12 protein-coding genes and 2 pseudogenes are annotated in these 14,013 nt (G+C 52.5%); 2 read left to right on the top strand and 12 right to left on the bottom strand.

Annotated features, from left to right (window positions below; translation table 11 throughout):
- Positions 1 to 15 precede the first annotated feature (15 nt).
- Genes EDC14_RS12240 through EDC14_RS12225 form a run of 4 tightly spaced genes read right to left on the bottom strand, consistent with a single transcriptional unit; the run spans position 16 to position 5,017 of the window.
- Positions 16 to 813, bottom strand: a complete 798-nt coding sequence (locus EDC14_RS12240; RefSeq protein ID WP_165907985.1) for a GNAT family N-acetyltransferase — start codon at positions 811 to 813, stop codon at positions 16 to 18.
- A 60-nt stretch (positions 814 to 873) separates the two neighbouring features.
- Complete coding sequence (locus EDC14_RS12235; RefSeq protein WP_132014587.1) at positions 874 to 3,363, bottom strand: ABC transporter permease; 2,490 nt, start codon at positions 3,361 to 3,363, stop codon at positions 874 to 876.
- Positions 3,364 to 4,338: an HlyD family secretion protein gene (locus EDC14_RS12230; RefSeq protein ID WP_165907984.1), complete on the bottom strand. Its 975-nt coding sequence runs from the start codon at positions 4,336 to 4,338 to the stop codon at positions 3,364 to 3,366.
- Positions 4,322 to 5,017 (bottom strand): ABC transporter ATP-binding protein, encoded by a 696-nt coding sequence (locus EDC14_RS12225; protein ID WP_132014585.1) that lies wholly within the window; start codon positions 5,015 to 5,017, stop codon positions 4,322 to 4,324. The genes EDC14_RS12230 and EDC14_RS12225 overlap by 17 nt, the downstream gene beginning before the upstream one ends.
- A gap of 471 nt (positions 5,018 to 5,488) precedes the next feature.
- Between EDC14_RS12225 and EDC14_RS12220 the strand changes: the two genes are divergently transcribed.
- Complete coding sequence (locus EDC14_RS12220; protein WP_132014584.1) at positions 5,489 to 6,064, top strand: hypothetical protein; 576 nt, start codon at positions 5,489 to 5,491, stop codon at positions 6,062 to 6,064.
- 498 nt (positions 6,065 to 6,562) lie between these two features.
- On the opposite strand, the gene EDC14_RS12215 is transcribed toward EDC14_RS12220, so the two are convergent.
- The 6 genes and pseudogenes from EDC14_RS12215 to EDC14_RS12190 all read right to left on the bottom strand — a co-directional run bounded on the left by EDC14_RS12215 (position 6,563) and on the right by EDC14_RS12190 (position 10,712).
- Positions 6,563 to 7,294: a class I SAM-dependent methyltransferase gene (locus EDC14_RS12215; protein ID WP_132014583.1), complete on the bottom strand. Its 732-nt coding sequence runs from the start codon at positions 7,292 to 7,294 to the stop codon at positions 6,563 to 6,565.
- 194 nt (positions 7,295 to 7,488) lie between these two features.
- Positions 7,489 to 7,965, bottom strand: coding sequence for an SAM-dependent methyltransferase (locus tag EDC14_RS12210; protein ID WP_132014582.1), 477 nt, complete (start codon positions 7,963 to 7,965; stop codon positions 7,489 to 7,491).
- 60 nt (positions 7,966 to 8,025) lie between these two features.
- Positions 8,026 to 8,850 carry a MerR family transcriptional regulator gene (locus tag EDC14_RS12205; protein WP_132014691.1) on the bottom strand — a complete coding sequence of 275 codons (825 nt, stop codon included), beginning with the start codon at positions 8,848 to 8,850 and terminating at the stop codon, positions 8,026 to 8,028.
- A 286-nt stretch (positions 8,851 to 9,136) separates the two neighbouring features.
- Positions 9,137 to 9,283 (bottom strand): annotated as a pseudogene (locus EDC14_RS12200) (MerR family DNA-binding transcriptional regulator); the annotation flags it as partial.
- A 286-nt stretch (positions 9,284 to 9,569) separates the two neighbouring features.
- Positions 9,570 to 9,653, bottom strand: a pseudogene (locus EDC14_RS27770) (MerR family transcriptional regulator); the annotation flags it as partial.
- Positions 9,654 to 9,743: 90 nt separating this feature from the next.
- Complete coding sequence (locus EDC14_RS12190; protein ID WP_132014580.1) at positions 9,744 to 10,712, bottom strand: helix-turn-helix transcriptional regulator; 969 nt, start codon at positions 10,710 to 10,712, stop codon at positions 9,744 to 9,746.
- A gap of 842 nt (positions 10,713 to 11,554) precedes the next feature.
- Between EDC14_RS12190 and EDC14_RS12185 the strand changes: the two genes are divergently transcribed.
- Entirely contained in the window at positions 11,555 to 11,986 is a 432-nt protein-coding gene (locus EDC14_RS12185; RefSeq protein ID WP_132014579.1) for a hypothetical protein, read from the top strand.
- 23 nt (positions 11,987 to 12,009) lie between these two features.
- On the opposite strand, the gene EDC14_RS12180 is transcribed toward EDC14_RS12185, so the two are convergent.
- Together EDC14_RS12180 and EDC14_RS12175 are read right to left on the bottom strand one after the other, a co-directional pair.
- Complete coding sequence (locus EDC14_RS12180) at positions 12,010 to 12,378, bottom strand: VOC family protein (protein ID WP_165907983.1); 369 nt, start codon at positions 12,376 to 12,378, stop codon at positions 12,010 to 12,012.
- Positions 12,379 to 12,837: 459 nt separating this feature from the next.
- The gene (locus tag EDC14_RS12175; RefSeq protein ID WP_165907982.1) at positions 12,838 to 13,794 is read right to left on the bottom strand and encodes a GNAT family N-acetyltransferase; all 957 of its coding nucleotides are present in this window, start codon (positions 13,792 to 13,794) and stop codon (positions 12,838 to 12,840) included.
- Positions 13,795 to 14,013: the final 219 nt, after the last annotated feature.

The raw sequence follows: 14,013 nt of genomic DNA, 5'->3' as shown, positions 1-14,013 counted from the left end.
TCCGGATGGAACGATTCAGAACCGGCAATCGCTGCCGCATACCTCCGCGAATTCGCCAATGACCTCAAAGCCGAGCTTCCGGTAGCACCGGACGGCGTTTTGGTTCGCCTGCTTGACATTTAAAACGATCTCCCCATAACGCGGCGTCAAATCATGGATCAACGCCGCCATCACCTGGGTGGCCAGGCCGGCGCGGCGGAAGTCGGGATGGGTGGTCACACAACCGACGGCCGCGATGGCGTACTCCTCGGACTTGGCCACCACGCCCGCCAGGCTGACGAGCCGGCCCGCTTCGCGAATGCCCCAATAATACCCCGCGTCGCAAAACTCCTCATCCAGGAGGTAATCGGGATGGCTCTCCTCCAGCAGAGCAATGATCGCCGGTTTATCGGCAGTTCCCAAACGGACGGCCCGGCCGGGATCAAGCACCGGAAGGCGGTTACGGTCGACCAGCTTCATGTTGTAATACGGACTGACCCGTTGTCCCGCCATGCCGGAGGGCAGCCGCTCCACGGCGTGGCTATCGACATGACAGTACAAATCCTGGGGCAGGTAAGGCCGGAGCCGCTCCAGAAGCTCCGGCAGATAAGGATCGTCCGGCCGATAGGAGGTGGCCAGAAGGGCCGGAACCTGGTATTTGGTGATCAACATGGCCAGCGCCGCCAAATGTTCTCCCGCCATTAATCCGAACCATTGGGTATTCTCCCAAAAAGGCGGCTCCAGATTGTTGCAATAGTAAATGAGATTGCCCCGGTCCGGCCGGTTCAGATACTCCTTGATCAGGGCCGGCTCGTGAATGGCCGCCAATCGCATGGGATGATACTCCTTCCTTGGTTTCATAGTGAAAAGCGTCTCCCGCTCCTCCCAGGCCGGCTACTCGTATTTGATCGCCTCGATGATGTTGAGTTTGACCGATTTCAAGGCCGGACTGAGCGAGGCCACGACGGTAATGACGACCCCCGCCAGCAACGCGAAGAGAAATTGCGCCGGGGAATAATGCATCGGAATCGGAATGCTGAGCGACTTCATGACATAGGGGATGAGCGACAGCAACAGCAATCCGCTCATGACGCCGACCGCGCCGCCGATGAGTCCCCCGCTCAGCGACTCCAGCAGGATCATCTGCAACGACTGGCGGTTGCTCATCCCCACCGAGCGTAACACCGCCAGCGAGCGTTGGCGTTCGATAAACCCGATGAGCAGGTTGTTCAGCACTCCGAAGATCCCGATGAGCAGGGCCAACACCGAAAAGCCTTGCAGGATCAGAAACATTTGGGCGTTGGACTGCATATTGCGCTGTTCCATACTCCGCAGCGTCGTGATATACGGTTGCTCCCGCTCGAACTTCTGCTGCAGCTTGCTCTCCACTGCCGCCGGGTCGCCGAGGGTCTTGATGAACAGGCTGTTATAATACTGTTCCTTCATATCCAGCTTGAAATACCGTTCCGGAATAATTGCAAAACTCCCGTTCTCCATGAGGGAAGTGAAAAAGCCGCTGATCCGGTAGGCTTTTTTGCCCCGCTTGGTCTGGAGCGTCAGATAATCCCCGAGCTTAACCCCGAATTTGTCGCGCAGCGAAGCGGTCAACAGGATCTGGCGGTCCTGGTCCAACTGCGCCAAAAGCGCCCGCCGGTCGCCCAAGATATTCAGCTTCCAATAGTCGAAGAATTCGGGCGCGGCCCCGACCAGCCAGCCGATCTTATCCTTGCGGCCGTCAAGCTCCGCCTGGTAGGCGGAGTAGACTCCATAGACCCCTTTGACGCCGTCGACCGCGAGCAACCGCTGCTTAAACGCGCGATCCGGCTGCCAGCTCCACATCCAAATATCATACTGGGCATCCCGGTACAGGCTCATAACCTCCTTACTCACACTATAGCTGAGGGTATTGATCATCAGCAGGCTGGAGATGCCGATCGCCAGCAAGGCGATGTTATTCATGCTGCTTTGGTTATCCCGCAGATTCTTGGCTGCCAAAACCGCCAGGTTGCCGAAGAGCGGCTGGTAGATCCGCTCCAGGGCTCCGGTCAGCAGCTTGGTCAGGAAGGGGATCCAGAGGATCACCGCGCTGGTGGTCAGGAGCATCCCCGCCACGGTGGCCAAAAAAGTGACATCCTGCGGCACCAGCGGCGGGACCGCCAAGGCCACGGCCAGCAGCAAAGCCCCCCAAAGCAGGCGGCGGCCCTTCTTCCGGACGGGCCTGGCAATCGCGTTCAAAATGATCTCCTTGACCGGAATTTTGGAGATCCTGATGATCGGAAAAAGCGAACTGCCCAGCGCCAGAATCACTGCCAGCGCCAGCGCCATCAGCAATTGCAACGGGGTAAACTTCATGACCGTATTCAGCTTGCCGGCGAGCCACGCCGGGGTCATCAGGATCGACATGACATACAGGATCCCGAGTCCCATGCCGCAGCCGGCGACGCCCCCGACCACTCCGTACAGCAGGCTCTCGGCGAACAGGATCAGGTCGGTCATGCGGCGGGTCGCTCCGATGCTGCGGAAGGTGCCGATGAGCGGCAGCCGTTCCCGGGTGATCACCTTAAACGAGGTGTAAATGATGAAGACGCTCATGAACAGGACCAGGATCACCATCATCATGAAAGGGGTCGAGATCGTGCCGATCTCGCGCCGCAACTCCGACCGGGAGACGGTTTCGCGTACGGTATAACGGCGGAAGGCCCCGCTCATTTTGGCGACCATCTCCTCCGCCCGGGAGGGGTCCTTCAATTTGATAAAAACGGTCGTCACCTTGCCGCGGGCGCCGAACAAGGCCGCCAGGGTTTCGCGGGGGACCACCGCCGTATTGCTGAGGCCGTCATCCTGAAAGAGGCCGACCGGCTCGGCGATGGCGGCGATCCGGAACCGGTAACGGTGATCCCGCAGCCACAATTCGATATTCTGGCCGATCCGGAAGTGGAATTTCTCGGCCATGGCCCTGCTGATGATGATCTTTTTGCCCTGAAACGGCAGGAGTTGCCGCTGCCGGGCCAGGACATACGGATTCATGGTCGCCAGATCCGCGAGCCTGAATCCTTTCAGGTCGAAATCCGCCGACTCGTGGCGGTTCTTGTAAGTGCCCGAGCTCTCGATGACGCCGATGGCGTAATCGGTGAAGTTCCGGTACTGCTCCGCCGGATGGACATGAAAGAAGCCGGAGGGCGACTTCTCGTTGGGATGGACGATCAACTCGGCGGTGCCGTAATATTTCTTGATTCGTTGCAGGTACATCCCTTCGATGGTGCCGGCGATGGCGGTGGCGGCGAAGAACAGGGCCGCCGACAGCGCCACCGAGATCAGGATCAAAAAAGTCCGCAGTTTCTTTTCTTGAATATTGCGCCAGATAAATTTGATGAGTATCCGCATCTATTTCGCGATCTCCACATCGACGTTGAAATTGGGGCGTAAGAATCCGTCGGGATTGGTGATGGATATCTCCACCGCCACGTTGGTTTCGCCGTTTTGAGTCACCGCCATCTGGGCGATGCTGGTCACTTTACCCTGGTACTTGCGGGTATTGTCCGCGGTCGGCCGGATCGTGACCGCCGCCCCCAGCCGGACATCCTTGATGAAATCCTCGGCCACGTCGGCGGTGACGTACAGGCTGTCCAGATTCATGATGGACAAGAGCTTCTCCTGCTTCTCGCCGCTGGTGCCGACCGAATAGCCGGCGGCGCAGGAGACGTCGGAGACCACTCCGTTGGCGTAGTCGGAAACGATGACATTGCCTTTGAGAAAGCTCTGATTCAACTTATTCCTCAGCCGTTTCAAGTCGTAATCCAACACCGCCACCTTCTCGCGCTGCACCGCGACGCTGCTGGCCCCGGAACCTGAACCGAGGGAGACTTTGATGTCGGTGACCGCCTTCTCCTTTTCCTTCACCACATCCCGAAAATCGTCCAGCTCTTTTTGGGAAATGGCGCCCGCTCGAAACAGCCCTTCCTTGTCGCGCAGCTGGCGCTGGAACTTCGCGTAAGTATCCTGGGCGTCCCGGAGGCTCTTTTCGACCTTCAGCAGTTCGAACCGGGCCGCGTTTAGCTCGTTTTCCTTGTTTTTAATTTGCGCCTGAAAATCGTTGATACTTAAATAGATTAGCGGCTGGCCCAGACTCACCGGCTGGCCGGCCTTGACCGGCACCCGCTCAATCTGCGCCGGAAAATCCAGGTTGATATCCTTGTAATCCCGGGCCTTCACGATTCCAAAGGCCTCCACCGTCCGTTTGACCTCGACCTTGGGCGCGCTGCTCGGCACGGCCTTTTTTTCTTCCTTGCGGCAACTGGCGCCCATCGTCAACAAGCCAAACAAGAGCGCCAGGCCGATCCACTTAAGCACTGGCTTCATCATGACCCTCCCACACCTTTCCGTCCCGTACCTGAATGATCCGGTCGCCGTATCCGGCGGCCTCCTGCGAATGGGTGACCTGCAGGATGGTCTTGCGGTGTTCCCGGTTGATCCGCTGGAGCAATTTCATAATCTCGGTCCCGGTCCGGCTGTCCAGGTTGCCGATGGGCTCGTCGGCCAGAATCAGATCCGGCTCGTTCACCAGCGCCCGGGCGATGGCCACCCGCTGCTGCTGGCCTCCGGAAAGCTCCCGCGGCGTATGATAGCGCCGGTCGGCTAGGCCGACCTCTTCCAAAATCCGTTCCAACTTGCCCTTTTCGAGTTTGAGGCTTCTGCCGTCCAACAGGATCGGCAGCATGATATTCTCCTCCACGTTCAGATTGGGGATCAGGTTGTAAAACTGAAAGATAAACCCCAAATCCCTCCGGCGCATCACGCTCTCTTCGCGATCCCGCATCACCGATAACTCCCGGCCCCGGATCTTGATGCTCCCGGAAGTCGGCTTATCCAATCCGCCCAGCAGGTACAGGAGCGTGCTCTTGCCCGAGCCGGACGGCCCCATGATCGAGACAAACTCCCCTTGCCGGATGGTGAGATTAATATCCTTCAAAACCTCAATCGCCACTTCGCCCAGTTGAAAAGTCTTACAGAGCTGGACTGCTTCCACAATGGGTTCCAACCGTTTTCACCTCGCGTTGCAATGAGTCCGACAATATCCAGCCGCGATCAAGCCCGCAGTGGCGCGGAATTTTGACCGCCAAATCATTATACTATATTTCCAGGAGGGATTCTGGATAATTATAGAAACTTAAGAATAATTTATTATTTGAGGGCAAATCCCTTTAAAATTGACAAACTCCAGATTAAAACTCGAAAATAACCGTAGACCGAAAGCTGCGCCTGCGAAGTTTTCAAGGTTTTTATGAACTGGCGCTGCTGGCCTACCATATGGAGTACGACTGATCGGCCCAGAAAGTTCGCAACCGATTAATTCTTACCCATGAGGTCCGTTCCGGGCGACGTCGAGACGACACTTGACCGGAGGGGAAGTCGGATGTAGAATGATTGAAAATTGACTGATCACATTTTTCCTATCCTGCTTTTTTATCCACCGAAATTTGCTTCTATATAAAATGAAGGGGTGATTTCCATGCCCTACCCGGAAAAGCTTAAAAAATCGCTACAAAAGTTGGCGGCCGATGAAGCCCTCATTCAGCGGATTTATGCGGGATATGACGATCTGAAGGACAATTCCCCCAAACCAGTGAAGACCGTATTTTTGCGGCGCGCGATGGCGATCCTCGACCAAAATTTGAGTTTCGAAAAGCGTTGCGAGATCATCGAGCCTTGCGCCTGCTGTTTGCACGGTACCAGAGAGCAGAGTGTCAAAGGGTTTATTCAAAGCATCGCCGGGCAGCGGCTGCCGCTGGCCGAGAAGGTCCGGGCGCTCCGGGCGGCGCGTCCCTTTGATAACCATACCGTCCTGAATGAGGACGGGACGATCAGTGACGGCGTTTATTACCAGGATGGGACCGGATACCGCTGCGCCTGCCCCGGCATCAACCATGATCCGTCGGATGAATCCATCTCCGCCACTTACTGCCTGTGCTACGCCGGCCACTTCCGGCATCATCTCCAAAACGCGCTCCAGCTAAAACTGCGGACCCAAAAAATCGCCTCCTCCGCGCTCGCGAGCCTCGGCAAAAAACCGCGTCTTCAGCTATGAAATCATTGAGCCAACCGCGGCGACACGCCGCTAAAAACTCCCCGGAAGGGAAAGCGTAAAGCCCCGGCATTTCTGCTGGGGCTTTTTCGCATCGTCCGACGCCGGACGGTTAGCGGAAGCCATGTTAAAGTCCTCCGAACCGGAAATTGTCTTGTAAAAAGATATGAATCGACTTTATCCCTTGCTTCCCTAAGCTTTTGTGAACGCCCTGCGGCCAGAGTTTATCACAACGCTTTTATAAGCCATGTGATAAAGTCCTCTAATTCGGAAATCATCCTTTCAATGGACTCAAAAACGACTTTATCACTTGCTTTTCTGAGCTTTTGTGTTCACCCTGGCCTTCGGACAGGGTTTATCACAACGCTTTTATATGCAACGACATGATTTGAATCCCATGATTTGCAAAAAAACGGTGAAGCGTTCGTTATTTTCGCAAATCATATACCCTAATGGATTCATGTCGTTGCATATTTAGTAGCCATTTTACTTCATTCATTGTCAACTACCTTTTTCAGCTCTAATAATGACTGTACCACAATTCTGATACAGTACATCAACAGTTTTAAAACCTGCATTCTTCATAAGTTCAATTTGATGTTCCAGTGTTAGAGGAATATCAATATGGATAAACATATCCTCTGATATATTATTTTTCTTCCGTCTATATTCATAACCCTCAAGACATAGTGCTTCTTCTTCATTGCAACAGGCGATATAGTCGCATTCTATATAGTATCCGCCGTTTTTTATGGTTTGATAAAGCTTGCTATAAATCAGTTGCTTCTTTTCGTATTTAAAATGATGAAGTGTTTCAAAGGACATGGCGGCATCATACTTGCTTTCTTCAAACGGATATTCAAAATAGTCTGCCCTTATGATATCAATATCCCGATCGCTATATTTTTCACGCAGTTTATTAAGCATAGATTCAGACAAATCAAGGCCGGAAACTTTCACATTTGGGAATCTCTTGTAGATTGATTCAAGTTCCAAGCCCGTGCCGCAGCCAATGTCAAGCAAGGAACGCAAACCATCATCAAAGAAATCCGCAATATGAACGTATTCTTCACCCCAATGTGTGAGATGGACATTATCGTATTCATCAATTCTTTTGGTGAAAAAATTCGTCATTTCTTCCGCAGGAGCGTTTCTAACCTCGTCGAGCCAGTCCTTTAATTCCCGCATATACTTTTCTATTTCTTCCGGTGTTCGGATTTTACTTTTAAGCACGGCAAATTTTTATCCTTTCATAAAATTCTGTCAACAACGAATGATTCGCTTAGAAGCCATGGGATAAAGTCTCTTTCCAACCGATTCAGCCCGGGAAAGGTTTGAAAATCGGCTTTATCCCTTGCCTCTCTGAGCTTTTGTGTTCACCCTGCCCTTCGGACTGGGTTTATCACAACGCTTTTAGGAACCTTGCCTCAAAAGTTGAACTCCTGCTCCCAATCGAACGCGCCCGATTCCTCCAGGCTTTTGGGCCAGTGGCCGCACCATTCCGGCACTTCCGGCCCGGCCACGCGGTCGAGACTCGGCGTGTACGGCTTCAAGTCAAGCACCGGACTCCCGTCTGCCGCGTCGATGTAAGCGATCCGGATGATGCCGTTCGTATGGTCGAGGCGCAGGAGCTGCGCTGTGGAGAGCGCCAGCGGATTGGGCCGCTCCGGAGAACGGGTGGCAAAGACGCCCATGACCGCGGGAGCCTTTCGGTATGGGCTCGGCACTTCCAAGACCGCCCGCGACCGCTCGTTATCGCAGCCGCTGAACCACCAAAGGATGTTCAAATGGCTAAAACCGTCCAGTTCCTTGAGGGCCGGACGATATTCCCGGTCGATCTCCAGGAACATCCCCGCGGCGCCGGCCCTGACTCTCCCGATGGATTTCACCTGAAATTGCAGCATGGCAATTCCTCCTTTTTGTTGAGGTATGAATCCATCATAAACCCTCCCATGATGAGAGAGTCAAGCCAGGCTACGGACAGGATTTTGGATTTCGGTGAGATACTGGTCGGGATCGGCTTCATTATAGGGGCCTTTGTGGCAGATTTGCCTGCTCATCCCGGTCATTTGGTACTGATTCCGCTCCAGCCAGCAGGCGAAGGATTGATAGGCGCGTTCCAGGTTCTCATACGGGCCACGCACCATCAGGCAGGCCATGTTCGCAACCGGCTCGGTTTCCCGGAAGGAGCAGCCGTCCCCGTTGTTTCCCGCCCACTCGACCAGCACGCCGACCTCCACGTCGACATCGGCCTCCTTATGCTCTTCATCATGGTAAATGGCCAGATTTCTGTGGCTTTGCTGCCGCAGCTCGGGATGCTCCCGTTCGATAAACCGGAACAACTGTTCCCACAGCATTCCCTCGCAATGATAGTGAGGGATGATTTTCCGCAGCGACAGGATTCGCAAGGAAGGAATACTTTTAAAGGAAACCTCGCAAGGATGGGTCGGCCCCGCTTCCCGGATGTCCCGCAGCGCCCGGTCGATCCGGGCGATCCGTTGCCGTTCCAGACGTAGCTCCTCCTCCAACTCCGCTTTTTTTCGTTCCAGTTCGCCAATGAACGCCCGCTCATCCCCATGGGCCAGGGCCACCGCCATCTCCGCCACACTGAATTTGACATCGCGCAGCAGCTTGATCCGCTGCAGCACCGGAATTTGCGCCGCGGAATAAAGGCGATAGCCCGTGGCTTCATCGATTTGGGCCGGTTTCAAAAGCCCGGCCTCGTCATAATAGCGCAGCATCCGGATGGAGATCTGCATTAGTTTTGAGAATTCCCCGATCTTGAACAACAACAGCCGCCCCCTTTCCCGATATGATCAGGATACCGCTTGTTTTATCATACTTCAAGGGGTCAGAGCCGCCTTTTGCCGCTCCGTTCCACTCGCATCAGGCGATTCGGGAGATTTTGGCTTCACACGGAAAGCCCCTTTCGTAAGCCCGCTCGGTGTAGCCCTCATCCCCGGCTCTTCTCCCGGCATCGGCCTGGAGAAGGGAGTCGAAGCTTGTTATCCTTGCCAATCCGTTCCCAAACCCTCTACCGGCCTTTGACGGGAGAGGGTCGGCGCAGGTGAGCTGCAGCACCGGAATTTGCGCCGCGGAATAAAGGCGATAGCCCGTGGCTTCATCGATTTGGGCCGGTTTCAAAAGCCCGGCCTCGTCATAATAGCGCAGCATCCGGATGGAGATCTGCATTAGTTTTGAGAATTCCCCGATCTTGAACAACAACAGCCGCCCCCTTTCCCGATATGATCAGGATACCGCTTGTTTTATCATACTTCAAGGGGTCAGAGCCGCCTTTTGCCGCTCCGTTCCACTCGCATCAGGCGATTCGGGAGATTTTGGCTTCACACGGAAAGCCCCTTTCGTAAGCCCGCTCGGTGTAGCCCTCATCCCCGGCTCTTCTCCCGGCATCGGCCTGGAGAAGGGAGTCGAAGCTTGTTATCCTTGCCAATCCGTTCCCAAACCCTCTACCGGCCTTTGACGGGAGAGGGTCGGCGCAGGTGAGCTGCAGCACCGGAATTTGCGCCGCGGAATAAAGGCGATAGCCCGTGGCTTCATCGATTCGAGCCGGTTTCAAAAGCCCGGCCTCGTCATTGGAAGTCATTGTCTGTGAAGGAGCGGTGTCAGGACGTTATCATATGTAGTAAAGCACCTACCGTATTGGGCAGGTGCTTTTTATTGATTATGACTTCCGTACTGGTCTGATATACTTGAAAAACCGTTCCGGATCGTGATACATGTAAATGATTCTGCCAGGAGAGGTATCAAAGCAATACCCTGTGCCTGAAAAATCAAAAGTTGACATTGCTTTTTCTATCTTTTCTTCCACACTGCGATTTTCCCGCTCATAATCGAACGGCCCATGCTCAAAGACAATATACTCGGCTTCGGGAACATCGATCATAAGCATTTGTGGCGGTACTTCGCCTTGATAATCAACAGGAAGACGTACACCATAACACTCTGTACGCGGAATACCCCAATCGCAGAGCCTGCCCTCCGGGTCATTGATGTACGCCATAATCTGACCACTGCCGCTGTTAACTTCGCTCCCGCCATCGTCATCCAATTTACCCTTGATACTATCCAGCAAGCCGCAGATAGTTTCGCAGTCCTGTCCCGGAATCAGGCTTTGCTTTTGCCAAAAATCCCAATATCCATTACTCTCATAGTTTTTAATGTGCAAAAACTTATGTGCGGGAATGGTTGCAAAATAAATTTTAATATCCTCTGCAGATTTCATCATACCAATTTCTCCCAATCCTAAAAAGTAGCGGTCGAAAGGGTCTATTTTTGTACGAAGAACGACAGGCTTAGGCTTTTTCCGGTATTCACTTGGCGTTACACCATATGCTCCTTTAAAAGCTCTGGTAAAAGCTTCATGCGATGAAAAACCATAGTCAAAAGCAATATCCAAAATGCTTCTTTCACTATCCCGAACCTCTTTTAGTGCAAAGGCTAACTTTCTAAGCCGTAAATAATCTCTAAGCGGCATACCCGATATTTCCTTAAATTTTCTGGTAGTGTGAAATTCAGAGTAGCCCAATCTGCGGGAAAGAAACCGTAGCGTTAATGCTTCATCGTGATAATGTCTGATACACTTGTCAATTTCATCAACGATTATTTGAATTTGCTTCTGCCACTCGTACATTCGTCTGTTCACCTCGTTTCAACCACTCTATAGTCATTATAGAGTAATGGAAATTGCATTGCTTGATTTTACTTGCGGAAAAGAGAGGATATATTTTATTCCTTAAAAGCCATGTGATAAAGTCTTTCGAAACGGGGATCAGCATGCAAAAAGGTTTAAAACGACTTTATCACTTGCTTTTCTGAGCTTTTGTGTTCACCCTGGCCTTCGGACAGGGTTTATCACAACGCTTTTAACTCGCCTAATATAAATTTTCAACGCTTACACAACATCAAACACTAAGCGCAGATAAGGAAACTACTCTGCCTTGGGTAATATCATCGTTATCATTCAATGACAATTCAAACGTTTTGGTCCTAACCAAACACCAGCCCCACCTTATCGTAATAGCGCAGCATCCGGATGGAGATGCATCGTATGCCAACTCGACGCAGTCCCTCATCCCCGGCCCTTCTCCCGGCATCGGCCTGGAGAAGGGAGTCGAAGCTTGTTATCATTGCCAATCTGTTCCCAAAACCCTCTACCGGCCTTTGACGGGAGAGGGTCGGCGCAGGTTTTTTTGCGCCGGGGTGAGGGCTGCCTCGAACGGGGAAAGTCTGAAGTTCAGCAGCGAAGGGGACCATGTCCGATCGTGCTTTTTGCTTCAAAGCGTTCCAAAAACCCCGGTAAAATAAGGTTCCCCTTCCGCTTCCTGAACCGGCTTCCTTCAAAGGGGAGAGGCACTATGTTTGCTACTGGCTGCCAGGTGACTCAAGGGGTGAGTTCCGCTGGCCCAAAACCGACTCACCCCCGGAGCTTCACCGGATGAGAGATTCGTTTGAACGGCTCCATACGATCGTTTTGTGGGTAAACGAGTTCATTCAGTCGTTCAGCAAGCTCTTTTTGTGAATAAGCGAGCTGGTTTTGTGGATGAGAGAGCTTGCTCAGTCGTTCAGCAAGCTCTTTTTGTGAATAAGCGAGCTGGTTTTGTGGATGAGAGAGCTTGCTCAGTCGTTCAGCAAGCTCTTTTTGTGAATAAGCGAGCTTGTTTTGTGAATGAGAGAGCTCGCTCAGTCATTCAGCAAGCTCTTTTTGTGAATAAGCGAGCTGGTTTTGTGGATGAGCGAGCTTGCTCAGTCGTTCAGCAAGCTCTTTTTGTGGATGAGCGACCTATTTTTGTGGATAAATGGATCCGTTTAACGTGGTTAACGGTTTTGGCTGTGGATAAGTCGGGGAAGCGGGGCGAAAACCGGATACGGTCAGCGGGTGGCGGAGCGAAGCGGATACTATTTTAAGCCAGATTTCGCTGCGGGTCTCCTTAAACCCGGGCCTGGAAGTTAATGATATTGCCGTCCGGGTCGCGGAACCAAACCGAACGGATGCCCCAGGCTTGGGTGGTGGGCGGTTTCACGAATGGAACTTGTTTCCGCTTTAGCCTTTCGTACTCCGCATCGACATTCTCGACCTCAACCTCCAAAGTAAAGCTGCCGAATCCGGCATTTTGCATACTGTTTTCCGCCATGCTCTCCATGATCTCATGGGAGCAGATTAACAATTTGACGCCGTTCATCAGAAATCTGGCGAATTCGGCGCTCTCCTCTTCGGCCTCGATCCGCAAGACATCCTTGTAGAAATTCACCAAACGGCTGACATCTTTGGAGATCAAACAAATACCTGCCAACCTCATCACGGTCACTCCCCTTTCCTTGGTCAGCATCGGTCCGCCGCAAAAGAATCTAAGCTGAAATTCGCTAACAAAGGATTGTTTGCTTCCAAAATTATAACAAAATTACGCCTAAAAAACGACCAGAAATGAAGCTCAAGTCAAAGTTTTCGAAACCGAACTCACCCCCTCGCTCCCCCTCCCTTTCTGACAAGACTGCCTGTTAAATCGTCAAAAAAGAGAGGGGGCAAGTAGGGTCGATCAAAAACTACAAACGTAGCTTGGGGGTGAGTTTGGTTTAACCTCCGGCTGTTTGCAGAGTTAACTTGATATTCAAGTTTTAAAAGCCATGTGATAAAGTCGTCCATTCGGAAATCATCCTTTCAGTGGACTAAAAAACGACTTTATCACTTGCTTTTCTGAGCTTTTGTGTTCACCCTGGCCTTCGGACAGGGTTTATCACAACGCTTTTAAAACATCGAATTACTCCGGCCGGTAAATCCGCTCATCGATCCGCCGCACAACGCTATAGGTATACGGCGTGAAGTGTTTCAACCAAAAACCGCTTCCCGAGAGGTTAAAGCTTTCAAAATCTACGCCGCAGCGTAGATAGCCCTCATCCCGCAGAGTCTCGATTACCCTTGACAGCAACCGGGTGAAAATACCGGTGCCGCGATACTCCGGCAGGATGAATGCGCCGCAGATATTGGCCATCCCGGGATCTTCGGCGGCAAAGTTTTCCCCCGAAGCCATGATTTCGAGAAAGGCAATGACCCGGTCCCGATCCCAGGCCGCAAAATACCTGGAGTCGCGCCTCGCGTTTTCTTCCTTGACTTGCCTAATATCCTGACGGGAAAGCGGCATAAACATCGGCGTGCTCCGTGAATGCTCGATAAGCAGGTTTTTCAACGGAACAAGCTGCGCGATCTCCCCAGATGACAGTTCACCAAATATGGAATTCGGAAATGTCTCACAAGGTATCGCCGTGAGATCCCGGACGGCATCGACGCACCGCAAGCCAAACCCGTTCCAAAAAAAGCTTTCTACCGTTTCCCGGTCATGGGGATACAACGCGATGGCGTGGCTGAGAATCCCTTGCTTGACCCATTTCGCGGCAACGTTTTGATACAACTTGGAATAGAGGCGCTTTCGTTCGGTCTTCACCGCGCCATGCCCATGAATCGGCGAAAAGGTTCCCATGGCCGTGCCAAAAAAATTTTCTCGTGGTGGATAACAAGTTAGAAAACCCGCCAGTTGGCCGTCTTCGATCGCGGCCACCCCCAGCCCGGCGCCGGTCATTCCGGAAATCGAATTGCAAATGAGATCGAAGTACTCCCCGCCGGGAAGTACCGGTACCGCGGCCCGTTCCTCAAAATACTCCGCCAACGCGAGCCGCGCCGCCGCCTCGACGTGGTTATCGTTCAAATCCTCAAAAACCAATCCGTAACCCTCCTTGCAAATCAAATTCCGTTTTAATTTCATTTGGCATTCGGCTTCGCGATGCAAACGGTTTTTTCATCCTATCCCGGCGAAGCCGGAACCAAAAAGATTGTCGAGCTCAATGTATATAGGCCATCTAACGAACGAAATTGAGTTCATTTTGCGTAAAATATTTAAAAGCGATCTTGTAAACTCATGCGTAACAAGGTTATACAGAGA

Origin of the sequence: Hydrogenispora ethanolica, assembly GCF_004340685.1 — a bacterium.
GTDB lineage: Bacteria > Bacillota > UBA4882 > UBA8346 > UBA8346 > Hydrogenispora > Hydrogenispora ethanolica.
The sequence above is the reverse complement of the archived record's forward strand: the minus strand, read 5'-3'. Positions and strand labels throughout refer to the sequence as shown.